This is a genomic window from Paenibacillus sp. GCM10023250, assembly GCF_042653205.1.
In the GTDB taxonomy this organism is placed as follows: Bacteria; Bacillota; Bacilli; order Paenibacillales; family Paenibacillaceae; genus Paenibacillus_Z.
Window position 1 is genome coordinate 1 of record NZ_JBHSHY010000047.1, and the last position, 26591, is coordinate 26591.

The 26591-nt window shown below is 58.8% G+C and carries 28 protein-coding genes and 1 other RNA gene; 8 read left to right on the forward strand and 21 right to left on the reverse strand.

Going from position 1 to position 26591, the window contains the following annotated elements:
• Positions 1-486: 486 nt before the first annotated feature.
• Both ACFPB1_RS23665 and ACFPB1_RS23670 read left to right on the forward strand, forming a co-directional pair.
• Complete coding sequence (locus ACFPB1_RS23665) at positions 487-837, forward strand: hypothetical protein (RefSeq protein WP_379228611.1); 351 nt, start codon at positions 487-489, stop codon at positions 835-837.
• Between the two features lie 320 nt (positions 838-1157).
• Positions 1158-1709 (forward strand): GNAT family N-acetyltransferase, encoded by a 552-nt coding sequence (locus ACFPB1_RS23670; RefSeq protein WP_379228612.1) that lies wholly within the window; start codon positions 1158-1160, stop codon positions 1707-1709.
• Between the two features lie 60 nt (positions 1710-1769).
• Here the strand turns inward: ACFPB1_RS23670 and ACFPB1_RS23675 are convergent, their stop codons facing one another.
• Genes ACFPB1_RS23675 through ACFPB1_RS23700 form a run of 6 tightly spaced genes read right to left on the reverse strand, consistent with a single transcriptional unit; the run spans position 1770 to position 6506 of the window.
• Positions 1770-2660: an urease accessory protein UreD gene (locus tag ACFPB1_RS23675; RefSeq protein ID WP_379228613.1), complete on the reverse strand. Its 891-nt coding sequence runs from the start codon at positions 2658-2660 to the stop codon at positions 1770-1772.
• Positions 2602-3312 carry an urease accessory protein UreG gene (gene ureG, locus ACFPB1_RS23680; protein ID WP_379228614.1) on the reverse strand — a complete coding sequence of 237 codons (711 nt, stop codon included), beginning with the start codon at positions 3310-3312 and terminating at the stop codon, positions 2602-2604. The genes ACFPB1_RS23675 and ureG overlap by 59 nt, the downstream gene beginning before the upstream one ends.
• A gap of 49 nt (positions 3313-3361) precedes the next feature.
• A complete protein-coding gene (locus tag ACFPB1_RS23685; protein ID WP_379228615.1) occupies positions 3362-4078 on the reverse strand; it encodes an urease accessory protein UreF in 717 nt (238 codons plus the stop codon).
• A gap of 20 nt (positions 4079-4098) precedes the next feature.
• Positions 4099-5817, reverse strand: a complete 1719-nt coding sequence (gene ureC / locus ACFPB1_RS23690; protein ID WP_379228616.1) for an urease subunit alpha — start codon at positions 5815-5817, stop codon at positions 4099-4101.
• A complete protein-coding gene (gene ureB, locus ACFPB1_RS23695) occupies positions 5814-6182 on the reverse strand; it encodes an urease subunit beta (protein ID WP_379228617.1) in 369 nt (122 codons plus the stop codon). Before ureB ends, ureC begins: the two co-directional genes overlap by 4 nt.
• 21 nt (positions 6183-6203) lie before the next feature.
• Positions 6204-6506, reverse strand: a complete 303-nt coding sequence (locus ACFPB1_RS23700; protein ID WP_379228618.1) for an urease subunit gamma — start codon at positions 6504-6506, stop codon at positions 6204-6206.
• 355 nt (positions 6507-6861) lie between these two features.
• Between ACFPB1_RS23700 and ilvD the strand changes: the two genes are divergently transcribed.
• The gene (ilvD, locus tag ACFPB1_RS23705) at positions 6862-8550 is read left to right on the forward strand and encodes a dihydroxy-acid dehydratase (protein ID WP_379228620.1); all 1689 of its coding nucleotides are present in this window, start codon (positions 6862-6864) and stop codon (positions 8548-8550) included.
• 149 nt (positions 8551-8699) lie between these two features.
• Here ilvD and ACFPB1_RS23710 read toward each other — a convergent pair whose 3' ends face one another.
• Together ACFPB1_RS23710 and ACFPB1_RS23715 are read right to left on the reverse strand one after the other, a co-directional pair.
• Complete coding sequence (locus tag ACFPB1_RS23710) at positions 8700-9101, reverse strand: anti-sigma factor family protein (RefSeq protein WP_379228622.1); 402 nt, start codon at positions 9099-9101, stop codon at positions 8700-8702.
• A gap of 74 nt (positions 9102-9175) precedes the next feature.
• Complete coding sequence (locus ACFPB1_RS23715) at positions 9176-10603, reverse strand: polysaccharide deacetylase family protein (RefSeq protein WP_379228623.1); 1428 nt, start codon at positions 10601-10603, stop codon at positions 9176-9178.
• Between the two features lie 230 nt (positions 10604-10833).
• Between ACFPB1_RS23715 and ACFPB1_RS23720 the strand changes: the two genes are divergently transcribed.
• On the forward strand, positions 10834-11958 hold the full coding sequence (locus ACFPB1_RS23720) for an AI-2E family transporter (RefSeq protein WP_379228624.1): 1125 nt from the start codon (positions 10834-10836) through the stop codon (positions 11956-11958).
• 16 nt (positions 11959-11974) lie between these two features.
• Here the strand turns inward: ACFPB1_RS23720 and ACFPB1_RS23725 are convergent, their stop codons facing one another.
• From ACFPB1_RS23725 to ACFPB1_RS23735, 3 genes are all read right to left on the reverse strand, one after another.
• Positions 11975-13795, reverse strand: a complete 1821-nt coding sequence (locus ACFPB1_RS23725; RefSeq protein ID WP_379228625.1) for a peptidoglycan D,D-transpeptidase FtsI family protein — start codon at positions 13793-13795, stop codon at positions 11975-11977.
• Positions 13796-14012: 217 nt separating this feature from the next.
• Positions 14013-14921 (reverse strand): LysR family transcriptional regulator, encoded by a 909-nt coding sequence (locus ACFPB1_RS23730; protein ID WP_379228627.1) that lies wholly within the window; start codon positions 14919-14921, stop codon positions 14013-14015.
• A gap of 47 nt (positions 14922-14968) precedes the next feature.
• Positions 14969-15589 (reverse strand): rhomboid family intramembrane serine protease, encoded by a 621-nt coding sequence (locus tag ACFPB1_RS23735; protein ID WP_379228628.1) that lies wholly within the window; start codon positions 15587-15589, stop codon positions 14969-14971.
• A gap of 97 nt (positions 15590-15686) precedes the next feature.
• On the opposite strand from ACFPB1_RS23735, the gene tpx reads away from it, so the two are divergent.
• On the forward strand, positions 15687-16205 hold the full coding sequence (gene tpx / locus ACFPB1_RS23740; protein WP_379228629.1) for a thiol peroxidase: 519 nt from the start codon (positions 15687-15689) through the stop codon (positions 16203-16205).
• A 66-nt stretch (positions 16206-16271) separates the two neighbouring features.
• Here the strand turns inward: tpx and ACFPB1_RS23745 are convergent, their stop codons facing one another.
• The 4 genes from ACFPB1_RS23745 to ACFPB1_RS23760 form a co-directional block, all read right to left on the reverse strand.
• Complete coding sequence (locus tag ACFPB1_RS23745) at positions 16272-16664, reverse strand: DUF1499 domain-containing protein (RefSeq protein WP_379228630.1); 393 nt, start codon at positions 16662-16664, stop codon at positions 16272-16274.
• A gap of 97 nt (positions 16665-16761) precedes the next feature.
• Positions 16762-16944, reverse strand: a non-coding RNA gene (ssrS, locus tag ACFPB1_RS23750) — 6S RNA.
• Positions 16945-16992: 48 nt separating this feature from the next.
• Entirely contained in the window at positions 16993-17793 is an 801-nt protein-coding gene (locus ACFPB1_RS23755) for a YesL family protein (RefSeq protein WP_379228631.1), read from the reverse strand.
• A 296-nt stretch (positions 17794-18089) separates the two neighbouring features.
• Positions 18090-19673 carry a DEAD/DEAH box helicase gene (locus ACFPB1_RS23760; RefSeq protein ID WP_379228633.1) on the reverse strand — a complete coding sequence of 528 codons (1584 nt, stop codon included), beginning with the start codon at positions 19671-19673 and terminating at the stop codon, positions 18090-18092.
• 142 nt (positions 19674-19815) lie between these two features.
• Between ACFPB1_RS23760 and ACFPB1_RS23765 the strand changes: the two genes are divergently transcribed.
• The 3 genes from ACFPB1_RS23765 (at position 19816) to ACFPB1_RS23775 (ending at position 22431) form a co-directional block, all read left to right on the forward strand.
• Positions 19816-20640, forward strand: a complete 825-nt coding sequence (locus ACFPB1_RS23765; RefSeq protein ID WP_379228634.1) for a YitT family protein — start codon at positions 19816-19818, stop codon at positions 20638-20640.
• A gap of 163 nt (positions 20641-20803) precedes the next feature.
• Entirely contained in the window at positions 20804-20998 is a 195-nt protein-coding gene (locus tag ACFPB1_RS23770; protein WP_161744844.1) for a hypothetical protein, read from the forward strand.
• Between the two features lie 197 nt (positions 20999-21195).
• Positions 21196-22431, forward strand: a complete 1236-nt coding sequence (locus ACFPB1_RS23775; protein ID WP_379228635.1) for a putative glycoside hydrolase — start codon at positions 21196-21198, stop codon at positions 22429-22431.
• Between the two features lie 73 nt (positions 22432-22504).
• Here ACFPB1_RS23775 and ACFPB1_RS23780 read toward each other — a convergent pair whose 3' ends face one another.
• The 6 genes from ACFPB1_RS23780 to ACFPB1_RS23805 form a co-directional block, all read right to left on the reverse strand.
• A complete protein-coding gene (locus ACFPB1_RS23780; RefSeq protein WP_379228636.1) occupies positions 22505-23038 on the reverse strand; it encodes an NADPH-dependent FMN reductase in 534 nt (177 codons plus the stop codon).
• Positions 23039-23128: 90 nt separating this feature from the next.
• Positions 23129-23338: a DUF3906 family protein gene (locus tag ACFPB1_RS23785; protein ID WP_379228638.1), complete on the reverse strand. Its 210-nt coding sequence runs from the start codon at positions 23336-23338 to the stop codon at positions 23129-23131.
• A 208-nt stretch (positions 23339-23546) separates the two neighbouring features.
• A complete protein-coding gene (gene pfkA / locus ACFPB1_RS23790) occupies positions 23547-24515 on the reverse strand; it encodes a 6-phosphofructokinase (protein ID WP_379228640.1) in 969 nt (322 codons plus the stop codon).
• A gap of 13 nt (positions 24516-24528) precedes the next feature.
• Positions 24529-25641, reverse strand: a complete 1113-nt coding sequence (locus ACFPB1_RS23795) for a tetraprenyl-beta-curcumene synthase family protein (RefSeq protein WP_379228642.1) — start codon at positions 25639-25641, stop codon at positions 24529-24531.
• 36 nt (positions 25642-25677) lie between these two features.
• Positions 25678-25992: a hypothetical protein gene (locus ACFPB1_RS23800; protein ID WP_379228644.1), complete on the reverse strand. Its 315-nt coding sequence runs from the start codon at positions 25990-25992 to the stop codon at positions 25678-25680.
• A gap of 268 nt (positions 25993-26260) precedes the next feature.
• A complete protein-coding gene (locus ACFPB1_RS23805) occupies positions 26261-26458 on the reverse strand; it encodes a cold shock domain-containing protein (RefSeq protein WP_090640936.1) in 198 nt (65 codons plus the stop codon).
• Between the last annotated feature and the right edge of the window lie 133 nt (positions 26459-26591).

Sequence of the window (26591 nt, forward strand, 5' to 3'; positions counted from 1 at the left end):
GTTCGAAGCCGAAGCTTCGAATGGAGCATTCCGCTGGCATGAATTCGCTTGTTAGCTCATTCAAATACTAGCTTGTTAAAACCTTTTGACAGGTCGCTCATTGTTCAGTTTTCAAGGAACAAATGGTGTTGCATTCATCGTCCGGCTCATGACCGGAATTAGAATATATCATATCTCGTAACCGTTTGGCAAGCTTTAATTTCGGGCTTGTTCCGATTTCGATCACCGTGCCGTTGTTCGTGCGTCCCGGCCGGAATTAGAATATACCATGGATTAAACGCGAACTGCAACAGGTATTATTTTACAATAACATGAACCTCCTTACATCTCCTCACTATTCGCAAACATTCATAAGCAGAACTGTTTTATTCGCTCCGCGTAAAGAAATATTTTTATATGTAGCTGTTGTCCTCCGGTTCACAAGGTAATTGCTTTATGATAGAATGAAAGCGCTAACAAGTTCATCTTATGAAGGGGGAGCATTACATGATGAATGTAGTAGCGGAAGAACCGAGGAGCACGTACGAAAACTTCGAGGTCGAGAAGGACATTTATTACTTTAAAGTCGGCAAGGCAGGCATGGTCAGCTTCCACGGTAGAAACTACAATATAAAAAAGAACGTCTCTACCGAACAGCTGAACCGTTACATTACCTCGGGGCAATTCGTGAAAGTCAGCTCGAACTGCTACGTAAACGCAGGAAAGGTGCTTTCCGTCACGGACGGCTTGATCTGCTTCGACCGGAGCTGTTCCGAGACCAAACAGGTGCATGTTCCGAAATGGAGGCAGCACAGCGTGAAATCCTTGCTTTCGGCTCGTAAACCGATGGCCATGTAGCCATTCCGAAGCCTTGGCGCGAAACGGCGGGCGTCCTTTCGAACCGAGGCTTTTCAATGCGCATAATGCCCTTCCATCCTACGCACAATACGCTACATCTTCGCGGAAGGAGGGATTCCCATGGCCAAACAGCAAGGACACGGACGCCAAAACACGACCACGCGCACATCCGATAAAAAGAACAAAGGCGGCGGTTCCTCGGAGTAACGGCATATCCGCCTTCACAGAACGCGTAGAACCCCATGCCATCCCCCGAAAAGGGACGCGGCGGGGTTCTTTTTGCGATATAATGAACGAAAAACAGGGCGAGGTGACCGGGCATGCGCCTGCAACTCCATACCGAGCGGCTGCTGCTGCGTCCGTTCGAGCCGCAAGACGCCAACGTCGTCCGGAGACTGGCCGGCGAATACGCCGTGGCGAGCACGACCCTTTCGCTGCCGCATCCTTATCCCGACGGCGCCGCGGAGACCTGGATCGCGTTCCGTTCCGATGCCGCCAAGCATGGGCACGGCTATACGTTCGCGATCGTCGCGCGGGCCGACAACCGGCTGATGGGCTGCATCAGCCTGAACCTCACGTCCGAACATCGGCGGGCCGAACTCGGCTATTGGCTCGGCAGCGCGTATTGGGGGAACGGCTACGCAACCGAAGCCGCGCGGCGCGTCATTCGGTTCGGCTTCGAGGAATTGAACCTGAACCGGATCTGGGGCGCCGCCATGACGCGAAACCCGGCATCCTCCGCGGTGCTCCGCAAATCGGGCATGCTTCATGAAGGCACCATGAAGCAGCATATCCGCAAATGGGACCGGTTCGAGGACGTCGAATACTTCGGCCTGACAATATCCGACTATATGCCAACTTCCTCTTCCTAATGAAACGTGATGAATACAATGAACGCAAAACGAAGCTGACGGGATACCCGCCAGCTTCGTTCATTTCCGAAAGTTCAAGGGCTGCAGCCGAAGAAGCTGCATGCGGAGCGCCGACCATGCCGCCGTCAGCGCTTCCTGCAGCGTCCATGCCGCGTAGCCGGCAACCATCACCGCCAAGCCGTGCTTATGGGTTAAAGAGACGCCCCATGTAAGCGGCTGTCCTTCCCGGATCGGAAATCCGCCGAGCGCTTCTCGGACAGCCTCCGCTTCGGCTGCACCGATCCGGTCCGAGAACGCGTAAAGCACGCCGGTATGCGTCATGTCGGCCATGCAGCCGGGCGCCGTCAGCACTTGACTCGCCGGCAATATCCGCTGATGCTGCGCATAAATCATATCGTTGCCATAATACACGTGCAGCTTGTTGCGAAATTCACGGTACGCGAACCGTTCCCCGCGAAGCGTGCGGCCCGGACAATAAACGTCCGCGCCCATCCAGACGGCGCCGGGCGCAAGCCGAACTTCCGTCTCGTTCACGAACGCCGCGTCGCGATACAGCATCGTCGGCTCCGGCATCCATTCCGCGACCGCTCCAGCGCCGAGCTCGAATCGTTGGCTCATCGATGCGCCATGCCGTTCGCCCGACGCCGGATGCACCTTCGTGAAGGATTGATTCGTCAGGTACACATGCGCCTCTTCTTCGATTCGCCATTGCATCTCGTACCGGTCGCCGGCCAGCAGACCGGGCGAGACGTCCATGACGATGACGCCGAGCGGTCCGCCCAGCGGAAACGTCTTGGCGATTTTGATCGGCGCCGTGTGGTACTTGGCCGCGAGCACGGTATGAGCGTCCCGCTTCCGAAATGACGCCTGCAGCTCCGAGACGCGCAGCGGCTCAGGCGTGACGTTGTTCGGCTGCATCGTGGTCGTGATGATGCTCGATGCCGTGCGCATGCGCGAGCTCATGCTCGAGCCAATCCACGATTCGATCGACGTTCACGCCGCCGTACAAATTGGAAAACACGTACGGCCGCCCGCCGCGCATCTGCTTCGTGTCTTCTTCCATGACCTGCAGGCTCGCTCCGACGTACGGCGCCAGGTCGATTTTGTTCACGACGAGCAAATCGGAACGCATAATGCCCGGTCCGCCTTTGCGCGGGATCTTCTCCCCTTGGGCCACGTCGATGATATAGATGAAGCGGTCCACCAGCTCGGGGCTGAACGCCGCCGCCAAATTGTCGCCGCCGCTCTCGATGAAGATTAGATCCAGACCGTCGAAACGGCTCGTCAGCTCGTCGACCGCCTCGAAGTTCATCGAGGCGTCTTCGCGGATCGCCGTGTGCGGGCAGCCGCCCGTCTCCACGCCGATGATCCGCTCTTCCGGCAGCACGCCGGTCGCGGCCAATATCCGCGCGTCTTCCTTCGTATAAATGTCATTCGTGATGACCGCCACGTTGTACTTGTCCTTAATGGCGCCGGCCAGCTTCTCGACCAGGGCGGTTTTGCCCGAGCCGACAGGTCCTCCGATGCCGATCCGGATCGGCCGCGACCGATCCAATGCGGGTTGTTCCCATTCGTGGTGATGATGACCTTGTCCTTGACACATGCGGCATGCCTCCTCGATTTTCATGAAAGTTCTGTTTCTTCTTGAACACCTACGACATAAACAAACGGGAATAAAGCTGCTCGTGGCGCATCATCGCGATGTCGCCGATCGGCATGTTCGCATAGGCGTCCTCCGGCCGAAGCGCGCTTGCGAACGCCCACGCCTCGACTGTTCGTGGCGCAAGCCGGGCGATCAGCTGCTGCCCTTCGGTCTGCCCGATGGCCATCAGCCGCAGCGCGCTGTTCACGCCGGTCGAGATGCAGCCGTACAGGTAGCCTTGCGCCGCTTGCGCGAGCGGAATGCCGATGCGAAAGCAGGCGTAGCCGAACACGAGCGGATGCGTCGCCAGACAGTCGCCCCGCTTGTACGCGTCGGACAATGACCGCCAATCCATCCGCGGGTGCATCGCGCCAAGCAGCTGCAGGAGCCGCCGGCCCATTTTCTCGATGCCTGCCCGGGTCTCGGCCCCCGACCGCTGCAGATGCGCGAGCCGCTCCACCTGCCATAGCGCCGGCCAATCCTCGGCCGGGACGTCACGGTATACCGCCTTGACGACCATCAGATCGGCCGTCGCCCAGCTTTGCATCAGCATAGCCGTTAAGTACGCCTCAAGCTGCCGGCTCGTCCGTACCGCCCCTTCCTGCACGAGCGTTTCGAGCCCGAAGGAATGCGAAAATCCGCCGATCGGCAGCGCCGAATCCAACAGCTGCTGCAAAGCGAGCCAGGGTACGATGCCGACCTCCGCCGCTTCGCCTTCGCCCCGCATTAGATGCTTCGCCTCTTCGCTCAAAACAGAAAATACCGCTGCGCCATGGGCAGCACCTCCGCCGGCTCGCACGTCGCCGGCTCGCCGTCGACCTTCACTTCGTACGTCTCGGGATCGACTTCGATGACCGGCGTCGCGTCGTTATGAATCATGTCTTTTTTCGTGACGGCACGGCAGCTGCGCACCGGTTCGACGCGCTTCCGCAGTCCAAGCTCTTGGGCGATGCCAAGATCGTAAGCCGCCTGCGAGACGAACGTGACGGAAGTGCCCTCGACGGCCTTGCCGAAGCCCCCGAACATCGTCCGGCCGAACACCGGCTGCGGCGTCGGAATCGACGCGTTGGGGTCTCCCATCTGCGCGTAGGCGATCATGCCGCCCTTCAGTACGAGATCCGGCTTCACGCCGAAGAACATCGGACTCCAAATCGCTAGATCGGCGAGCTTGCCCGGTTCGATGGAACCGACCAGATGCGAAATGCCGTGCGTAATGGCGGGATTAATCGTATATTTGGCGATATAGCGCTTGATGCGAAAGTTGTCCGCGGTATCCGCGGCGTCCGGCGCGAGGGGGCCGCGCTGTTTCTTCATCTTATCCGCCGTCTGCCACGTCCGGATGATCACCTCGCCGACGCGCCCCATCGCTTGGGAATCGGAGCTCAGCATGCTGAACACGCCCATGTCGTGCAGAATATCCTCCGCCGCGATCGTCTCCGGCCGGATGCGGGAATCGGCGAACGCGACGTCTTCGGGAATGCTGCTGTCCAAATGATGGCAGACCATGAGCATGTCCAGATGCTCCTCGATCGTATTGACCGTGAACGGGCGCGTCGGATTCGTCGAGGACGGCAGCACGTTGAGCTCGCCCGCCGCACGGATGATGTCCGGGGCATGTCCGCCGCCGGCGCCTTCCGTATGGTACGTATGAATGGTACGACCCTTGAACGCGGCCAGCGTATCTTCGAGGAAGCCCGCTTCGTTCAACGTATCGGTATGTATGGCGACCTGTACGTCGTAGCGGTCCGCGACTTCCAGGCACGCATCGATCGCTGCCGGGGTCGTGCCCCAATCCTCGTGCAGCTTGAGGCCGATGGCTCCCGCTTCGATCTGCTCGACGAGCGGCCCCGCGAACGACGCGTTGCCTTTGCCGGTGAAGCCGAGGTTCATCGGGAACGCCTCCGCCGCCTCCAGCATGCGTCGCATATGCCATGCGCCGGGTGTGCACGTCGTCGCGTTCGTGCCGGTCGCCGGACCGGTCCCGCCGCCGATCATCGTCGTGATGCCGGAGGACAGCGCCGTCTCGATCTGCTGCGGGCAGATAAAATGAATATGCGAGTCGATGCCGCCGGCCGTCACGATCTTGCCTTCGCCCGCGATCACTTCCGTGCTGGCGCCGACGATCATGTTTGGCATGACGCCGTCCATTATATCAGGATTGCCGGCCTTGCCGATGCCGACGATGACGCCGTCGCGAATGCCGATATCCGCCTTCACGATACCCCAATGGTCGATGACGATGGCGTTCGTAATCAGCGTATCGAGGACGCCTTCGCCGCGCAGTGCGCCGCTCGCCTGTCCCATGCCGTCCCGGATGACTTTGCCGCCGCCGAATTTGCATTCGTCGCCGTACACCGTGTAGTCCCGTTCGATCATCGCCCACAATTCCGTATCCGCGAGCCGGACAGCGTCGCCGGTCGTTGGGCCGAACATTGCGGCATAGCTGCTGCGGTCCATGATGCTCATGACGGTCCTCCCTTCCAGGCGGCGAGCCGCTCGCGCACGTCGTCCGGAAGTTCGCCGCGGACGGCTGTGCCGTTCGACAGTCCGTTCAGGCCGTAAGAACGCTTGCGGCCTCCGAGCTCGACGAGCCGCACGGGCTTCTCTTCCCCGGGCTCAAACCGGACCGCGGTGCCGGCGGGAATGTCAAGCCGCATGCCGAACGCTTCTTCCCGCGGAAACGCGAGCGCACGATTAACCTCAAAAAAATGAAAATGCGAGCCGACCTGAACGGGCCGGTCGCCTGTGTTAACCACGATGATCTCCGTCGTCCCGCGGCCGGCGTTCAATTCGATCTCGCCAGGCACGATGCGGTATTGCCCAGGTATCATTGGCGATCATCCTCTCTGTCGCTACTGAATGGGGTGGTGAATCGTAACCAGTTTCGTGCCGTCCGGGAATGTCGCTTCCACTTGCACGTCATGGATCATCTCGGCAATGCCGGGCATCACCTGGCTGCGGGTCAGAATCGTCGTGCCGTAGGCCATCAGCTCCGCGACCGTCCGGCCTTCCCGGGCGCCCTCCATGATCTCGGACGTAATGAGCGCAACGCTTTCCGGGTAGTTGAGCTTAACGCCGCGGGATAGGCGCCTGCGTGCCAAATCGGCGGCAATCGTAATGAGAAGCTTCTCCTTCTCGCGCTCAGTCAGCTGCATATGAACGCACCTCTTCCTTCTATATTCATGTGTATCCACTTTTTGCGAAACGTAAAATAGGTGGCATCATGATGAGAGTAATTCCGAGCGATTCCTTTCTATTATAACGGCCGCTCCAAGGCAAGTAAATGTTTTGCGTTATGTTTACTAACACAAGATGAAAGTTTATTCGATAAATTTCGAATAAACAGCAAGACCATGTCAGTTTATGTCGAAATCAATTGAAGAAAGGGGCATTCCAGACCCGATTTTCCCACCGTTTCACGAAGCGCCGGAAGGCTCGGAATGCTGGTCATTCCTAGTGCAATGTGATAGACTACTCAATAATATTGCAATCACTTGGGAGGTACCGAAGATGGCTTCAAACAAGATGCGTTCCGATATGATCAAAAAAGGCTTTGACCGCGCTCCGCACCGCAGCTTGCTGCGTGCCGCCGGCGTTAAGGAAGAAGATTTCGGCAAACCGTTCATCGCGGTATGCAATTCGTACATCGACATCATTCCCGGCCACGTTCACCTCCAAGAGTTCGGCAAATTGGTAAAAGAAGCGATCCGCGAAGCCGGCGGCGTCCCGTTCGAATTCAACACCATCGGCGTCGACGACGGCATCGCCATGGGTCACATCGGCATGCGCTATTCCTTGGCCAGCCGCGAGCTCATCGCGGATTCGGTCGAGACGGTCGTCAACGCGCATTGGTTCGACGGCATGGTCTGCATCCCCAACTGCGACAAAATCACGCCGGGCATGATCATGGGCGCGCTTCGCGTCAACATCCCGACGATCATGGTCAGCGGCGGCCCGATGAAAGCCGGGAAAACGTCCGACGGCCGCTCCATCTCGCTCTCCAGCGTCTTCGAAGGTGTCGGCGCCTACCAAGCCGGCAAAATTGACGAAGCCGGCCTGTCCGAGCTCGAGCAATTCGGCTGCCCGACGTGCGGCTCCTGTTCCGGCATGTTCACGGCGAACTCCATGAACTGCCTCGCCGAAGGACTCGGCCTCGCGCTGCCCGGCAACGGCACGATTCTCGCCGTATCCCCGGAACGCAAAGAATTCGTCAAGGAATCCGCTCGCCAGCTGATGAAATTGATCGAAATGGACCTCAAACCTCGCGATATCGTGAAGCTGGAGTCCATCGACAACGCCTTCGCGCTCGACATGGCGATGGGCGGCTCCACGAACACCGTGCTGCACACGCTCGCCATCGCGCATGAAGCCGGCATCGAATACCCGATCGAGCGCATCAACGAAGTCGCGGCGCGCGTGCCGCACCTCGCCAAGATCGCCCCGGCTTCCGATTATCACATCGAAGACGTGCACAATGCCGGCGGCGTGAGCGCCATCATCAACGAGCTCTTCAAGAAGGAAGGCGCGCTGAACGGCGATATGCTGACGGTCACGGGCAAATCGCTGCGCGAAAACGTCGCCGGACACGACATCAAGAACACGGATGTCCTCCATACGCTGGATAATCCGCACAGCCAACGCGGCGGCCTTGCCGTCCTGTTCGGCAACCTGGCGCCGCGCGGCGCAATCATCAAGGTCGGAGCGGTCGACAAATCCGTCGGCGGCTACCATAAAGGTCCTGCGATCTGCTTCGATTCCCAGGACGAAGCGCTTCACGGCATCGCGAACGGCAAGGTCAAGGAAGGCCACGTCGTCATCATCCGCTACGAAGGTCCGAAGGGCGGACCGGGCATGCCGGAAATGCTTGCCCCAACGTCGCAAATCGTCGGCATGGGTCTCGGAGCGAAAGTCGGCCTCGTCACGGACGGCCGGTTCTCCGGCGCTTCCCGCGGCATCAGCATTGGTCACGTCTCGCCGGAAGCAGCCGAAGGCGGACCGATCGCGTTCGTTCAGGACGGCGATATCGTCGAGCTCGACCTGAACAACAACCAAATGAACCTGTTGATCAGCGACGAGGAATTCGAAGCGCGCCGCGCCGCCTGGACGGGCTTCGAACCTAAGATCAAAAAAGGCTATCTCGCCCGCTATTCGCACCTCGTCACCAACGCCAGCACCGGCGGCGTGCTCAAGTTCAATTGAGCAACGGTTGTCGGCCCTTAAGGCTAACGTGAAACGAAAAGGAATCGCCCTGCGTATGACTGAATGTCAGTTCATTACGCAGGGCGATTTTTTATTCGACACGGCCGATACGAGCGGTCCATGCGGGCGCTCGTATCGGCCGAGGCCGCTTATCGGCCGGCACGATCTGATGCTCGCCGTATCCATTTAAGATAACGTCGGCATGCCGCGATTATGCTTCCGATGATCCGAGGCAAATACGCGTGCTCCTTCTCCGTCAAGTCGTGGCGCAGGAGGAACGCGCGAACCCATGCCTTCAGGCCGGCCGGCGGCGCGCTCTCGGCGGATCCGGCCTTCGGGCAGTCGTTCGTGACGAAGGCGATGTCGGCCACGAACCGGCGGCATTCGCCGCAGTTCGCCAAGTGGCCTTCGAATGCCGATCGCATGGCCTCGTCCAAGCCGCCGAACATATAGGATGCGGCGAAGTCGCATAACGTCGTATCGGGTTTTTGACGGATATGCCGCTTCATAACGGATGTCCTTTCGCGCATGACGTTTGGGTCTATTTCCATCTTACCCGCGAAGGACAAAATTGCAATTTCAATTCATCGCCACGAACTGAAGTTGATTTTCAAAAAAAAAGCCGCTAGGGCGTAAACTCCCTTGCGGCATTTGAATTGTCGTACGCGACGGGCGGGAGGTCGTCCCCGCCGTGCAGGCTGTCTCCGTAAGTCTTGGACGGATTCCTGCGCGCGGCTCTCGTGTCGTTGCGAAGCTCACTTCCGGCTTGCTGCCAGAAATGGTCCATGGACATCGCCATGATACTCGGCGTCAGCTTGCTTCTCTGGTCGTGCAAGCGCTCCTTGCCCGAAGGGTTAAGCACCCGCAGCAGCAGCTTCAAGTATAAGCGAGTTGACGTATCGAAGAAGCCCTTCGGGATCGGCAGCACGTCGAAGCCGAACTGCTCCACGCCCCGGTTGATCATGCTGACGCCGTACAGTCCTTTCGCCGGCTGGACCGCTTCGTCGGCGGCCAGCTTGCGCGCAAGCAGCGGCATGCTCTTCTTGGCTTCGCGGAGCAGCATGACGGCCAGCTGCATCATCGACCGCGCTTCGGACATTAATTTCAGCAGCTTCTTGTTGTCCATATGAAGCTCGACCACCGGATCCTTCGCGGCGATCTTGCTGCCGTCCGACAGTGTCAGCGTCTTGCCGTGGTACGGCACGACCCGGTAAAAAAACAAACAATCTTCGGCGACTTCCTTGACGCGAAACAGCACGTGAAACGCGCGTTCCCAGCCCATCCAGCAGGCGACGGTGATCCGCTTCAGCCAGCCCATCGCCGCCGGCTTCTTCGCCTTCTTCTTGGTTTGGTCGGTCAAAGCGATCATGTCCGCGATGTGGACGAACCGGTAACCCTTGGATTGCCCGGCCGCTAGAAACGGCTCCAGCGCCGCAAGCATGTTCGCGGGGGCGTCCTTGTCCGCGCCGAACGTCGCGCCGCAATCGTGAAGCAGGAGCACTTCGCCCGGGCGCAGCTTCTTCATCATTCGGTTCAGCAGCCGGTCAGCCCCCACACGCTTGCGCCAATCGCCAAATAAGGCCGACCATAGTATAATTTGCAGGTGGCCCAAATTCGAAAAATCGAACAGATTGACGATTCCCCAAGGCGGACGATAATAGACGGATTGCGTTCCGGTCGCTTGACGGATGATTTCGCACGTGCGGTTGATCTGTTTTTTGACCGTACGCGGACGCATGAGCCAGTTCGTTTTGTGCACGTAATTATGAATGCCGATTACATGTCCTTCGTCATGCATCCGTTTCAGCAGTTCCGGATGTTTCTCCGCATGGATCCCAACGACGAAAAACGTCGCTTTGGCATCGTAGCGCTTCAAGAGATCAAGCAGCAAAGGCGTATAAACCGGATCGGGGCCGTCATCGAACGTAAGCGCGATTTCACGCTCCGCCCGTCCCCGCTTGAATACGCGAAAACCAAATGTCCGGCTGACCAAACCGGGCAAAAATGCATAAAACGTCAAAAAATAAAAGCCCCACAGCAGGAAGTTTTCCATGTCTCGTTTTCCCACCACCCCTAGTTTCAATCGCTCGTTTGTCCATGGAAGAGGGAATGCTATGTGCCCATTGCTTGATCGCTTCATCCATTGTACCATAGCCCCGTGGAAATCGGCTACGTAAGTTAAAGTAAACGTTAAGGCGGCGCGAAATCCATGCACTAAACATAGCGTTATTAGGAAATAATGGTATTCTATAAGAGAATCATAGAGTGCAAAGGAGCTTTGTTATGCTTTCTTTCTATCGCAAGTATTGGCGGACGGCGTTCGACATCGCGCTGATCATCTTCACGGTCTGGCTCATCATGTATCTGTTCAGTTATTTGTACCGCATCGCGACACCGATCTTTCTGTCGTTCCTGATTTATTTGTTCATCGAACCGCCGGCCCGCTGGCTGACGCGCCTTGGGCTCAAGAAATCGATCGCCGCCGGCATCTCCGTCTTATTGTTCGCGCTCATCATCGTCGCCGCGTTCGTCGGCGCGGGCTATGTGGTGACGACGCAGGTCACGGGGCTCGCGGACAAGCTTCCGACCTACCAGCGGCTGCTCGTCGACCAATTCCAATCGAACGCCGGCCTGCTGCAGGACAAGATCTCCGGCTTGCCGCCGGACGTCGTCGATAAGGCCAAGGATGTTATCGGCTACGTCACCAACTGGGGCCAGCAGCTCGCCGTGAAGTTTCTGCGCGCGCTCGGCGGCTACTTGATGTCGTTCTCCACGTTTATCATTAACTTCTCCGTCGGGATTATTCTCGCTTATTTTCTCAGCTTGGAAATTACGGAGTGGAAGCGGCTTGCCAAGGAAAAGACGCCGAACACGTTCAAGCGCGCGTTTCAATTTCTGCGCGATAACGTCTTCGTCGGGATTGCGGGGTATTTAAAAGCGCAGGGCAAGCTGATCAGCATCACGTTCGCAGTCATTTTCATCGCGCTCCTGGCGCTCGGCGTACCGAACGCCTTCTCGATCGCGCTGCTGGCCGCGTTTTTCGACGTCTTGCCGCTGCTTGGCGTGGGGACGGTCTTTATTCCATGGATTATTTACCTCTTCATCGTTGGCCAGACGTCGCTTGCGATATGGCTGACCGCGCTGTTCCTGTTCGTCGTGCTCACGCGCCAAATCTTGGAGCCCAAAATCACGGGCGATACGCTCGGCGTCTCGGCGTTCACGATGCTCGCCTTCATGATCGTATCGCTGTCGATCTTCGGCATCTCCGGCGTAATCTTGTCGCCGATCCTTATGATACTGCTGAAGGCGCTGTACGATCAGCGGTACTTCCACCGCTGGATCCATTCGCCGAAGGGCGAGTTCGAGAACGCCACGAACCCATACGATGAGCCGGACTCCATCCGTTGATGGATCCGGCTTTTTTTCATTGGCCGGGCGACGCCAAAATGTCCATGACGCCTCGGAACAGCCGGGCCGCCTGATTCGACGTGCGAACGCCGCGGTTCTCGGCGAGCACGGCCACGGCATAGCGGGGCGAACGGACCGGACCATAGCCAACGAACCACTGATTCAGCCGCGCCGCGCCGCCGTGCATCACCTGCGCGGTGCCGGACTTCCCGGCGACCGGCCAACGGCCGTCCGCGATGCTCCGACCGGTGCCGTAGGCCACGACCGCCTCCATGCCGCGCAGAATCGTCTGCGCCGTCTCCCGGCTTACTTGGCCGTAGCGCGAGGGCCACGCTTGACGCGGAATTCCGGCCAGCAGCTGCCCGGTACCATAGCGGATCTCGGTCACGAGCCGCGGTTCCTGCACCATGCCGCCGTGAAGCAGCGTAACGACGAGGTTGGCGGCCTGCAGCGGCGAGAGCTTCACGTCACGCTGGCCGATGCCCGTCTGCGCCAGCTGCCCGCCGTCGCGAACGGTCGGCAGAACGGCGAAGACATGGCCGCCCTCCTCCTCCGGGAGCAGCCGCAGCGGCTTGCCTAGCGGCGCGAACGGCGCTGCGCTCGCCCAGCCCACCTGCTCGCCGATCCCGAGCTTCTCGGCCGTGACGTACAGCTGGCGCGCGTCCAGCCGTTCCGCCAGCGCGGCGAACACGACGTTGCACGAGCCGGCCAGCGCGTCTTGCAGCGTGAGCGTGCCGTGTCCGCCCCGCTTCCAGCAGTGAAGCCCGTAGCGGCCGTAATCGCCGCCGCAGTGAAACAGCTCCCGTTCGTTGACGGCATGAGCCTCGAGCGCGGCGGCTTCCGTCACGAGCTTGAAGATCGAGCCCGGCGTCGCGGCTCTTACGGCGCGATTCACGTAGTCCTCCGGCAGGCCGCCGTCGCCGCGGCTCGGGATGCCCGGCCGGGAAACCATCGCGACGACGTCCGCGGTGTCCGCATCCAGGACCACGACCGCGCCTTCCTTCAAACCTTCCCTGTCGACGTAGGCTTCCAGCCGGTTCTGCACCGTGAGATCCAGCGTCGTTCGCACCCGGATTGGATAAAACGGATTCGTCGGCCGCTTCAGCCGCCATTCCAAGCCGTGCATGGGCTTGTCCGCACCGTCGGTGAAATACGAGACCGTCGTCGGCCCGGTTCCTTGCAGCAAGGCATCCAGCGAACGCTCGAGCCCCGCTCCGCCGGTCAGGTCCGTCAGCTTCATCGTCCGTTCCCGCAGCCGAAGGGCATAATCGAGCCGCAGCAGCTCGGGATGCTGGCTGACGTAGCCGATGGCGTGCTTGACCCGGAGGCCGGACGGATACCGGTTCCGATACGGCAGGACGCGCACGCCGTTCAGTCGGATCCGGCGGATGGCTTCCTGCTGCTTCGTAGACAGCTTAAGCGGCACGCCGGCCCCTTCCGCCTGCCAGAACGCCGGTTCCTTGAGCGATTCCATCCACCGGCTCAGCCGCTTCTCCGATACGCCAAGCGCGGCGGCGAGCCGCTTCACGTCCGCCGGATCGCCGGCCGGCCGCGCTTTGGCTTGCAGCGGGAACACCGCGAGCGCCTCGTACGTCTCCCCTGTCAACGCCAAGCCGCTTCGATCGACGAAATCGCCTCGCCCGCTGTCAAGCACAAGCTCCCGTTCCCGCTGCGCCACGGATTCCGTCTTCCAATGCGAGATCTCGGCGGAAGCCGGCCTCGCCGGCACCAGCTGCAGCCAGGCGAGCCGCAGCATGATGCCGGCCAATAGCAGACTCATCCCCAGCAAGACATGATAGACCCTGCGCTGCCTCTTTCTTCGCCATTCCTTGCTCATTCCCGCCGTCCGCCTCCGCCTATCGTTCTTGCGCTGCATTCGCTTACCAGTATCCCCTTGCGGGCGGCCGTTCAGACCTGGCGGATACCTTGGCGGCACGACACAAAAACGCCCTGCGCGGCACCGCGGATCGTACGTCCGCAATGCCCGGCGCAAGGCGCTTCTACGCTTCAATATCCTATACAAGCGGCGTTTCTCTCAGAGGACGGCTCAGGCGTTACAACCGGTTCTTCGACTCGACGCAGGCGAAAAAGTCGAGCAAAAACCGCTGGAACGCTTTCGCTACGAGCGGGAGCTTCTCGTTGGAGCGATAGATGAGGCCGATCGTCCGCGTGACGCGCGGCGCGCGAACGCGGACCTTGGCCGGCTGCAGCTTGCCGGCGCCCTGAAGGGCCATTTCCGGCAGCAGGCTGACGCCCATGCCGGCGGCGACGAGGCCGCGGATCGTATCGGTCTCCTGCCCCTCGAATCCGATGCGCGGCGCAAAGCCAGCTTCGCGGCAAGCGTCCATGACGATCGGGCGCAGCGAGTAGCCGTCGCTGAACAGCACGAACGTCTCGTCTTTCAACTGACTGAGGTCGATCACTTCTTCCTCCGACAGCGCATGGCCGGGCGGCAGGATGGCGAACAGCTCTTCAGTTAACACGGTCTGTCCTGTCACGTGCGCATGCTTCTCGGGATACGGAGAGACGAACGCCAGATCCACGTCACCCTTCATCACATCCTGAATAAGCGATGGATACATGCCCTGCCGGAAACGGAAATTAACGTTCGGATTGATTTTACGAAACGCCGCGACGACCTCCGGAATGAGCGAAATACCCAAACTGTGCGGGAAGCCAAGTCGCACCTCGCCCTTGTCGGGGTCCAGAAACTCCTGAATCTCCATGACCGCCCGCTCGAGATCCGCCAGAATCACCTCCGCGCGCTTCAGGAACAGCGAGCCGACCGGCGTCAGCTGCAGGTTGCGTCCCTTCTGCAGGAACAGCTTCGCCCCCAGCTCCTCCTCGAGCTGATGGATCTGCCGGCTGACAGCAGATTGCGCGACGTGCAGTTCCTCCGCCGCCTTCGTGACATGCTCCCGCTTGGCTACTTTGACGAAATAATACAATTGACGCAGCTCCATAACGTTCCTTTCCCCCAAAAAAACTTGGTTCGGTTCCGCTTCCCGCGTTACCGCCGATAGGAGCGGTCCCGTCTCGCGATCAAATACCAGTCGTAGGCATAAGCGAGCACGAACCCGGCCAGCAAGCCGCCAAAATGGGCCCAAATGCCGATGTTCGGCACGATCAGCGTATAGATGACGCCGAAAATCAAAATCGTATAGACCGTCTTACGCGAGTTGGCGTCCAGCGACCGCTTCATCAGCGCCAAAAAGAGGTAAGCGCCGAACACGCCGTAGATGGCGCCGGAAGCGCCGGCTCCGGCGGTCGTCGGATTCGCGATGACGCTGACCAAATTGCCGATAATGCCGCTTAGCAGATAGAACGCGGCATACTTCCAATGGCCGAGCATCCGTTCGAGCGGCGGGGCAAAGACGAGGATGCTGAACAGATTGTAGAAAATATGCGACAGGCTGAGGTGCAGGAACACGGCCGTCACATAACGCCACGGCTCTCCCAGGGAAAAATAATTGTCGCCCGGAGAACTGTAAAACAACCCCCAATTCAGCAGCCTGCCGTCCAACAGCAAGTGATCGGCCGCATACGCTAAAATATTGAGGAGCAGAATCGCGGACGTGACGGGATACATCCGCAAATAGCCTTGGAAGCTTTCGTAACGAAGAAAGATCATGAGCGTCTCCTTTACGCATCCTTATTGGACAACCGTATTTCGTTATGCTTATAATGATTTTGGTAGAAACCAATTCCAACCAAGGAGGCTATTCCTAATGGCTCAAGAACGTGCAGGCGTTTCAACATTTAAGGGCAATCCGCTTACGCTGATCGGACCGGAACTCAAGGTCGGCGACCAAGCCCCTGATTTTCAACTGAACAAATCGCTCGTGGACGTCGTTTCCTTAAAGGACTATGCCGGCAAAGTGAAACTCATCAGCGTCGTGCCTTCCATCGATACGGGCGTGTGCGACGCGCAAACCCGCCGCTTCAACGAAGAAGCGAGCAAGTTCGGCGACAACGTCGTCATCCTGACGGTCAGCGCGGACCTTCCGTTTGCGCAAGCCCGCTGGTGCGGCGCCGCAGGCGTGGATCGCGTCGTCCTGCTCTCCGACTACAAGAACAACAACTTCGGGGAAGCGTACGGCGTGCTGATCAAGGAATTCGCGCTCGATATGCGCGCTATCTTCGTCATCGACGCCAACGATAAGATCCAATACATCGAAGTGCTGAGCGAAATGACGGAACACCCGAACTACGAAAACGCGCTTAACGCGCTGCGGGCACTCGTATAAGCCAATTCGGGCCGTATCATCAGAAAAGCGAGGACAGGGATTCCCTTCCTCGCTTTTCCCGTTTATTTATATGCTGGATGTTTTGTATTGAGCCAGCTTCTTATCGAGCGTCCGGTAAATATCGAGAATCGTCCGGTAATTAGACCCTAGGTCGCCAAAGGAGCCGCGTGACGCGGAATAGATGTCGACCGCGGACGTCACGGGGTTGATGTTGATAACGGATACAGTAATATCCATCGTACGGCCGGTCATCGTGCGCTTCTCCAGCACGATTTCGCCAACGGACTGAACTTCGTGCAGCAGCTTGTAGCCTTGCATTTTTTTGAGTGTGGAGACGACTTCTTCCCACGCCTTTTCTCGAGACAGCTTGTAATAATGGGATTTCAGCAACGGATCTTTCGCTTTATCGCCAGTCAATTCGTGACTGCGCAGCAACCCGATAAGGGTCCGCTTCAACAAAGGCAATCTCCCCCTCCAACGTCTTCTATGTACGCTAAGAGCTATCATAGCACAATTTACGACATAAAAAAAAGGGGTTGCCCCCTTTTCATTTCGTAAGTAACCCGCTTTGCCGTCCGACTAGCTTGTTTCTGAACCCGCTCTCGCAGGTGGGTGGCCGCAGAAACGTTTTTGAGATCCCCTTTCGAGGGCTTGTCAGCTGCGTTTCGATATTAGTCTCCCTAAAAACAGCCATTGGTTCAAAACAAGTGTAAAGCCGTAACGCACATCGCAGGATGTATTGCTATTATAGACCGTTTCGACGCAAAAGTAAACGTGGCGTCTGTCGTTATTTAATGGTCGTGTGACCATCCTCCGTGTTCGGCAGCATGATGGCCGCGTCTTCCTCGAGCCGTTTGCGCTCTTCCTCGGCTGCCGCCTCCGCCGCTTTCTCCGCTTGCATCTGCAGCTTCGTATAGATGCCGTAGAAGTTCCAGAACGCGATGACGCCTACGAGGCTCATCGTGAAGAACGGGACGAGGAACATCAGTTTCGGCGAACTGAAGCTGATGAAGATCACGACGCCGCACATGACGACCGTCGACAGCGAGCGAAGCGGGCGCCCGATCGTGATGAGCAGCGCGTTCTTCAGCAGCTGGAACGTCTTCATGTGATAGTGCACCAGCATCGAGAAGAAGTTAAGCAGCGATACGCCGACCAGCACGATCAGCGCCAGAAACAAATACGAGACGATGCCCATCGATCCGAGCTTGACCAGGTAGACCCGGAAATCCACGATCAGAATCGCGAACAGCACGGCATACAGGAGTCCGCCGACCATGGCTTGTACATAGCTCTCTTTATAATTCTTGAAGAAGGTCTTCAGGAGCGGCGCGTCGACTTCGCCCATTACCCACTTGCGCGCGACGCCGAACAGCGCGGCCGTCGCCGGAAAGAGCGTGAACGGCGCGATAATCGCCGCGATAATGAGATTCGATGTAACTTGGTCGGTCGTTTCCGCGAACAGGATCGGAAGCAACACGAACACGAACGGAATCGAGCAGATGAGCCACAGGATATTCGTGACCGATAATCGCATGATCCACTCTGAAATTTTGTAAAACCCGCCCATCATGCCTTTCATTTCCATGACTGCCGAATCCTCCTAGCAAGCGATTTCATTTCGTCCTATGATAACTATAATATAGGCGGCCGGATAAAGCCAACGTCCATTTTCGGGAATCCGCCCCGAATACCGCTGTTGCGGCTCCATCCTTCATACGCATCGGAGCAGAGGCCGTTTCTTTGTCTCGAATCGCCGCTCGTCTTGGTTGCTTATGATGAATCGCCGAACGCCGCTCCGCCGCCGGGGATCCGGGTAAAGAAAAGGACTTCCGTTCATCCGATTGCTCGGTAAACGGAAGCCCCGGTCACGTTCAATGGCGTCTATTCGTCTGCGGACGGACGCGGACGGCGCGGCGCATCGGAGCGCCCTTCGCCGCGGCCTCTGTAGCCGCCGTCGCGATCGCGGTTATAGCCGCCGCTCCCGCCCGCCGAACTGCGGTTGCCGCCGTAGCCGCCCCTGTTGCCGCCGTAGCCCCCGCCTTCGCCGCGGCCGCGAGGGCCGCTGCCGGAACGGTTGCCGCTGCCGAACGGACCGCCGGAGAAGCGGCGTCCGCTCGTGCGTACGTCCGGTCTGCGCTTCTTCGCGCGGATCGGATCTTCCGGCGTCAGCTCGATCGTGACGTCTTTCTTCTCGCCCGTGATCAATTTGATCGCCGCCGCGAGCAGATTGACGGAATCGTACTGCTCCAGCAATTGGATGGCGATCGCCTTGAACTCGTGGACGGACTCGGCGTCCATCGCTTCGAGAATGCGCTCCGCCGTTACGCGCTGCTTGCCTTCGATCGCCTCGGCGATGCTCGGCAGCGGCTTCTTGGCGATTCTGTGGCGCGTTACTTTCTCGATGAAGTGCATGTGATCAAGCTCGCGCGGCGTGACGAACGACCACGCGGTGCCTTCTTTGCCCGCGCGGCCAGTACGGCCGATACGGTGCACGTAGCTCTCCGGATCCTGCGGCAAGTCGAAGTTGATGACGTGCGATACGCCCGAAACGTCGAGACCGCGCGCCGCAACGTCCGTTGCCACGAGCACATCGATGCTGCCGTCGCGGAACTTGCGCATGACGGCGTCGCGCTGGTTCTGGGACAGGTCGCCGTGCAGCCCGTCCGCCGAGTAGCCGCGCTTCTGCAGTGCTTCGCTCAGCTCATCGACCCGGCGCTTCGTACGGCCGAAGATGATGGCGAGCTCAGGGGATTCCATGTCGAGCAGCCGGCTCAGCGCATCGAATTTCTGGCGCTCGTGCACTTCGATATACGCTTGGTCGATCGTCGGAGCGCTCACCTGCGTCGGGATGACCGAAACGTGCTGCGGCTCCTTCAGGAACTGATCCGCCAGCCTGCGGATGTTCGGCGGCATCGTAGCCGAGAACAGCATCGTTTGGCGGTTGTCCGGTACCAGGGAAAGAATGGACGTAATATCTTCCATGAAGCCCATGTCGAGCATTTCGTCCGCTTCGTCCAGAATGACCGTTTGGACGTCGTCGAGACGAATCGTCTTCCGGTTGATGTGGTCGAGCAAACGGCCGGGCGTTCCGATGATGATTTGCGGTCTCTTTTTCAACGCGCGGATCTGTCTTCCGATCTCTTGTCCGCCGTAAATAGGCAACGACCGCAATCCTTTGTAACGGGTCAGCTTACCGATCTCTTCCGATACCTGGATCGCAAGCTCGCGGGTCGGCGTCATGATGAGCGCGACGATGCGGTCTTCCGTAACCGGGATTTTGTTGACGAGCGGAATCCCGAAGGCCGCGGTCTTCCCTGTGCCCGTCTGTGCTTGACCGATCAGATCGGATCCGGTAAGCGCGATTGGAATAGCCTTGGATTGAATCGGGGTCGATTCTTCGAATCCAAGCTCCGTAATGGCTTGAAGCACTTTGGGCTCCAGGCCGAATTCAGCGAATGTTTTCAAACTGTTTCAATCTCCTTCTATCTGCATCCTACAGAAAATATACAGTTTATTATAACACAGTTGGGTTTCAGAATACCAGTAAACGCCGAAAGCACATACTAATTGTTATTCCAGCAAGCAACATAAGAGGTGGCGACTGTCAATGAAAACGTCCAGAACCGCAGCCGTGACGCTGCTCAGCGCGCTGTTGATCGCCTTCGGCTTCAACCAGCTGCTGATCCCCCACAAAATGATCAGCGGCGGCGTCTCCGGCATCACGATGATCGCGGGCTACGCGACCGGCCTCAATATCGGCTGGCTCTATTTTATACTGAACATTCCGATTCTACTCTGGGGCTGGCGTGAGCTCGGCCTGCGCTTCGTCGGATGGAGCCTCGTATCCGTCGCAGCGACGACGCTGTTCCTGCAGCTGGTGCCGCAAAGAGCGCTTGTCTCGGATATCATGCTAGGCGCCGTGTTCGGCGGCGTCATCGTCGGCTTCGGCAGCGGGCTCGCACTGCGGTCAGGCTCTTCCTCCGGCGGCTTCGACGTCGTCGCGGCCATCGTGACGCGCAGGCGGGACATCTCGATCGGCATGCTCATCTTCGTGATGAACGGCTCCGTGATCGGCGCGCTCGGTCTGATGACGAAGGACTGGGACGTCGCGCTCTTCTCGCTTCTCTCCATCTTCACCTCCGGGAAGATCATCGACTTGATCCACATCAACCACGTCAAAATGACGGTCTTCATCGTCACTTCGCAGACGGAAGCGATGCGGGCGGCGCTCATCCCGCTCTATCGCGGCGTCACGGTGATCCGGACGCGAGGCGGCTATACGAACGAAGAGAAGGACATGCTCATGACGGTCACTACGCGCTACGAGCTCACCGAGCTGCGCAAAATCATCGCCTCGACGGATCCCAAAGCGTTCGTCAATATCGTGGAGACGGTCGCCGTCCTCGGCGAATTCCGCAAACCGACGGTTTAGCTCCACCCGGATTTTACCCGGGAAGCCCGCCGAGACATACATGGATTTTTGTAAGAGCACTAGGTTTTTCATATCCCGACTGTTATAATAAGGCTATCCCGTCGTACAACAAAGTTTCATGCCATACGTTTTACCCTCCATTACGATGAAAGGGTGATGCTTCATGGATATGGAAACGGTCAGGCTCGTACAGATTGTGGAGAAATTAGCGCCGGAATTAGTGCCTTTCCTCACGGAGCGGGAATTGAACCTGAATATCGTGCTGCGGGACGGATTGGCTTGGCTGGAACCGGAAGACGCAATGGAAATCGTGCAGCACAGCATTTGCGAGCACCAAAAAGAAGTGCTCCTGCAATAAATCGTCTGCTTCCCATAAACCAAGAGCGAGAACAATTCGTTGTTCTCGCTCTTTTTTTGTGTAAGTACATCTGTAGAGAGAGAACCATGCGCGCTTCGGCCAAGGCCATGTCAAAGTTCATACGAAATACCTCTGTGCCCCCATCCGCGGCTGGCTTATAATCGAAGTGACACTGCAAGTGCGGGGAGAGAATGCGATTGGACGCTATCCTATCGGCCTTATTGTTATTGCTCCATGTATGGACGGGGACGCCCGCGGGCGGAGGAACGGAGTCAGCTACGGCAGAGCAGCTCTTGACGAAGCTTGTCGCCGCTCCGGCCGCGCGGCTGCAGGCCGAATCGGCCGCCGCGCCGACGGCCGAAGCGCCGGACGCCAAGCCGTCCGGAAAGCCCGGCGCAGGCGAAGGCTCCGGCGCCGGAAACGTCAAGCGCGATCCGCAGCCCGGCGCGCCGAAAGTCAAGGGGATCTACGTCACCGCCTACAGCGCGGGCGGGTCGAGGCTCGACTCGCTTCTCAAACTGCTCGACGACACGGAGCTGAACAGCATGGTCATCGACGTCAAAGACGATTCGGGCTACATCACGTATCCGACGACGAACCCCGATCTGCTGAAATACGGCAAGCCGCAAAAATTCATCCGCGACCTGCCGGCGCTCATGGCGAAGCTGAAGCAGCATGGCGTCTACCCGATCGGCCGCGTCGTCGTGTTCAAGGATACGATGCTGGCGAAGCAGCATCCCGAGCTGTCGTTCCGGCGCAAGGACGGCTCCGTCTGGTCCAACGGCAAAGGCGACGGCTTCGTGAACGCCTACCGCAAGGAAGCGTGGGACTATAATATCGCGGTGGCCAAGGAAGCGGCCAAGGCGGGCTTCAAGGAGATCCAATTCGACTACGTCAGGTTCCCGGAAGGGTTCGAGAAGAAGGCTGACTCGCTCGTCTTCGACAAGACGAAGGACTCGCGCGTCGATACGATCTCGGCGTTCGTGAAATACGCCAAAGCGCAGCTCGAGCCGCTCGGCGTGCGGGTGTCCGTCGACATCTTCGGCTACGCCGCCTCCGTGCCGGCCGCCGAAGGGATCGGCCAAGACTTTGTGAAAATTTCCAAAAACGTGGACGTCATTTCGCCGATGATTTATCCTAGCCACTACGGCACGGGCTGGTTCGGCGTCAAGGACCCCGACACGAGCCCGTATGCCACGATCAAAGGCGCGATGAAGGACACGCACGAGAAGCTCGAGCCGCTCGGCTCGTATCAGCCCGTCATCCGGCCGTGGATTCAGGATTTCACGGCAAGCTGGCTGGGCAAGGGCCATTATATTCCGTACGGCAAAGCCCAAGTGGACGCGCAGATCAAAGCGCTAAGGGAGTCGGGCGTCGGCGAGTACCTGCTGTGGAACGCGAGCAACCGCTACACGCCGGACGCGGCCTTTTAAAAAAACGAAACGCTCCGCGATCTTGGGAACGGAACAACCTCCGTTTCCGGATCTTGCGGAGCGTTTTTGTCGATTATCCCCTAAGCTTCGCGGCGAGCTGCAGGAAATACGAAACCGCGCGGTGCACCCGTTTCTGGACGTCCGGCGATTCCGGCGCGCCGTCGGGACGGAATTGGCGCTGCGCGCCGCCGACGGAGATCCACTCCGGCGAGTTGATGCCGTGCAGGTTGCGAACGATCGTCTGCATGTGCTGCAGCGAGCTGACGCCGACCGCACCGCCGGCGGAACTGACGGAAAGCACCGCTTTATCGCCGAAATGGTCGCCGCCGAGGTAGTCCAGCGCGTTCTTCAGAACGCCGGTGATGCTCCCGTGGTATTCCGGCGAGCCGAGCACGACGGCGTCGGCGCGCAGCACCAGGTCCATCAGCTCCGACGTGTGCGGATGAATCTCCTCGTCATCGTTGTTATATAACGGCAGCGGCTTCTCGCGCAGGTCGAACACGACCGCTTCATGGCCCTCGCCGCGGATGACGCTGGCAATATAGTCCGCTATTCGGGCGGTCGTCGACTCGCGGCGGGTCGCGCCGACGAGAATGGCAATGCGCATACACAATCCCTCCATTCATCCAACTTTACATACATAATAGTATGGAAAGTATTCCCGGTCAAGAGAAAATCGGCCAGACTAGGCAGCCGCCTACAGCGGTTGATGCGGAATGAAATACCCGCTTCCCGCCGACGTCCGTTTCTTCTCCACGATCGCCGCGGACTTCAGTACCGGCTTCTTCACGTAGTGGCGTTCCAGCTGACCCTCCACCTCGGCGAACGCTTTCTCGTCCGTCTCGGCGAGCAGGATCAGATGGCCTGTCGCGTCTTCCAGCTCGATTTCGATTTTGTACAAAAACATATCGGCTCGCTCCCTTATGCTTTCTATGTACGGCCACGCTCGGATGAACATCGGCGCATGCCGCCGCGCGGCGATGGCCCGCATGCCAACGCTCTACGCCGTCGCCGCTTCCCCCGAGGCAAAACGAAAGCCTTAGCCGGCTCCGACCGGCCTGTCCGGGCCGATACGCGTGCGATGCTAAGGCTTAGCTAGCGCCCGACGCTTGCCGTCATTGCGACAGGCGCAGCGCCAGGTTGTAAAGCTCCATGTTGAACGGCTTCTTCGTGTTGACGACCTTGTCGATGTCCGTGACGACGAGCTCGTTGTTGATAATGCCGCACGCTTTGCCGGAGTCGCCCTCCATGAGCTTGCGCACCGCGAAGTCGCCGAGCTGGCTCGCCAATATCCGGTCGTTGTGCGTCGGGGATCCGCCGCGCTGAATATGCCCGAGCACCGTTACGCGCGGCTCCATGCCGCAGCGCGTCATGATGCCATGGCCGATCTCTTCGCCCGTGCCGGCGCCTTCCGCGACGACGATGATGCTGTGGCGCTTGCCCGATGCGAAATTCTCCTTCATCCGGTTCGCGACCATGTCGAGGTCGTAGGGCACTTCCGGCACGATGATCGTCTCCGCGCCGCTCGCGAGGCCCGCGTACAGCGCGATGTCGCCGCAATGGCGGCCCATGACTTCGACGATGGACGAACGCTCGTGCGACGTCATCGTGTCGCGCAGCTTATTAATCGCGTCGACGACGATGCTGACGGCCGTATCGAAGCCGATCGTATAATCCGTGAACGGGATGTCGTTGTCGATCGTGCCCGGGAGGCCCATCGTTTTGATCCCGAGCTTGGACAGCTTGTTCGCGCCTTGGTACGAGCCGTCGCCGCCGATGACGACCAGCCCGTCGATGCCGCGCTCGCGCAGCACTTCCGCGCCCTTCAGCTGGCCTTCCGGCGTCAGGAATTCCTTGCAGCGCGCCGTTTGGAGAATGGTGCCGCCGCGCTGGATGATGTCACCTACGCTGCGAAGGTCCATTTGACGCAGGTCGTTGTTAAGCAGCCCTTGATAGCCGCGCTGCACGCCGTACACTTCCAGGCCGTGGTACAGGGCGCTGCGGACAACGGCGCGCACGGCGGCGTTCATGCCTTGCGAATCTCCCCCACTGGTAAGGACGGCAATCGATTTAACTGCTGACATTCCACTCACTCCTCTATGGTGTATCTCGGTTTGCATTGATTCGGTTTGAAGATTGCCGCTTGCGGATAACGACGCTGTTCCCCCAGAAAAACAGCCGCGTCAGCGGGCTTCTGCGCATCAGGCGCCGCGAGACGAGCCGCACGTCCTGCTGTCCGCTCACCTTCGGGTCTGACAAATACAAGGCGATCAGCCCCTCGATGACCATGCGGTGAAACCGCGGAACCGGCAGTCTCGTGACGTCCTTGCGGGCGTTCTGGACGATCAAGCCGATCCGATCCGTAAGCTGGCTTTGATCCGAATAATAATTGCAGAAGTTCAAATCGCCGCCGATTCGATCTTCCTCCTGATCAATCAAGTAGTCGAGCATGATGTGAAGGCCGCACACGTGCGGGAAATACGCGCCCCGGATGCGCAGCGCGTCCTCCGGCGTGCACGCCTTGTCCGACGCGGCGAGGAACAGCATGAACATGCCGAGCGTGGAGCCGGTCGCGGCCGCGAATTCGTTCCACTGCAGATGCGGCGTCTGGTGCCGATGCCGCTCCCACCAGGCGAGCAGGGCCGGTTCGCGCAGTTCCTTGGCGATATGCTTGTAGACCTGCAGGTCCCCGTACAAGCCGACCAGCTCCGTGACGTACGGCTGCACGGACGCATAGGACGGCAGCTGCTTCACGCAGGCCTGGCACGTCCGGACGAGCTCGTGCAAATACCCGCCGTCTTCCCGTTCCGCCCGCTGCGCGTAATAATCCCGCAGCGGCGCCGCCGGATCGACGGCATCCAGCATGGATTGATGCAGCAGACGGAAATCATCGGCATCGAGCGATGTGCTTCGGTCGCACAAATTGTCCAGGTAGTCGCTGATCGTCTGCAAGCAGACGATCAGGGGGACGAGAATATGCCGGCTGTTCAAATTCGCGGCGGCGTAGATGCCGCCGCCTTCGCAGTGAAACTGCTTGCTCGTCATGCTGGCTAACGCCTGAACGCGCAGTTCGTCGTCCGGAATGCGCTCCGCGATGAGGCGCAGCCGGGCCAGCTCCGCGCGCACTTCCGGCAACACGTATTTGTATACCCTATACATGAGGGTAACGGGGGTCTTTGGCACTTGGCGGGCCTGTGCTGACAGGTTCATTCGTGGGTGCGCCCTCCTTTATTCCACTCCGCTGCTTCAGGAATGGCGCTTGGTTTCGATCTCTTGGTTAATGCGGTACCAGATATGCAGATCGTTGATTCGGCTGGCAAGCTCCGCAATGTCGGCGTTGATGCCGCAGGAACGCTCGAAGTCTTCCTCCTCGAACAGCTCCGTCTGCTTGGCGTTGATGACGCGCTCGAATGCCATGACCCGGTCCGGAATCGTCCCGCGGATGATTTCCCACTGCGTGACGATCGACGTCCGTTCCGCTTCGCCGTACTGCTCCCACTCCAAATGAAGCGACGGCAGCGGGATTCCGAGCCGGTCATCCCATGCAAAGTAACGGTTCACGTCTCAAAACCTCCATCCACTAATGTACCATTTCATAGAGTGTAAATCCAGCGCGAAAACTTGTTCCCCCTATGAAAAACGGCCTACGTCCAAGCAGTCGCCGGACCCAGCGGTGCCGGCCATGTATCCGGTATCATGCGTTGCAGCGATTCGCGTGCGGCGGAGAACCGACGAATGAAAAAACCCGACATCGCTGTCGGGTCATCGTTATGTCGATATGCTCTTCCATTACTCCATTATAAGAAGCTTCCCGAGGGAAGCAGCCATCTTACAATTTGATAACGTTCGCGGCTTGAGGTCCGCGGTTGCCTTGCGTGATATCGAACTCAACGGATTGGCCTTCGTCCAAAGACTTGAAGCCTTCGCCTTGAATCGCGGAGTAGTGAACGAACACGTCTTCTCCGTTTTCAACTTGAATGAAGCCGTAGCCTTTCTCTGCGTTAAACCACTTCACTGTTCCTTTCAATGTAACAACCTCCTAAAAATGAGCGCCGTTAAACGGCGGCTTCCTCCATTATATACCTAGTGGGAGAAATTTGCAATTAAAGGTTGACAAAAAGACCAAGCTCTGATCCAGGAATGAAATGGACGCTTGAACG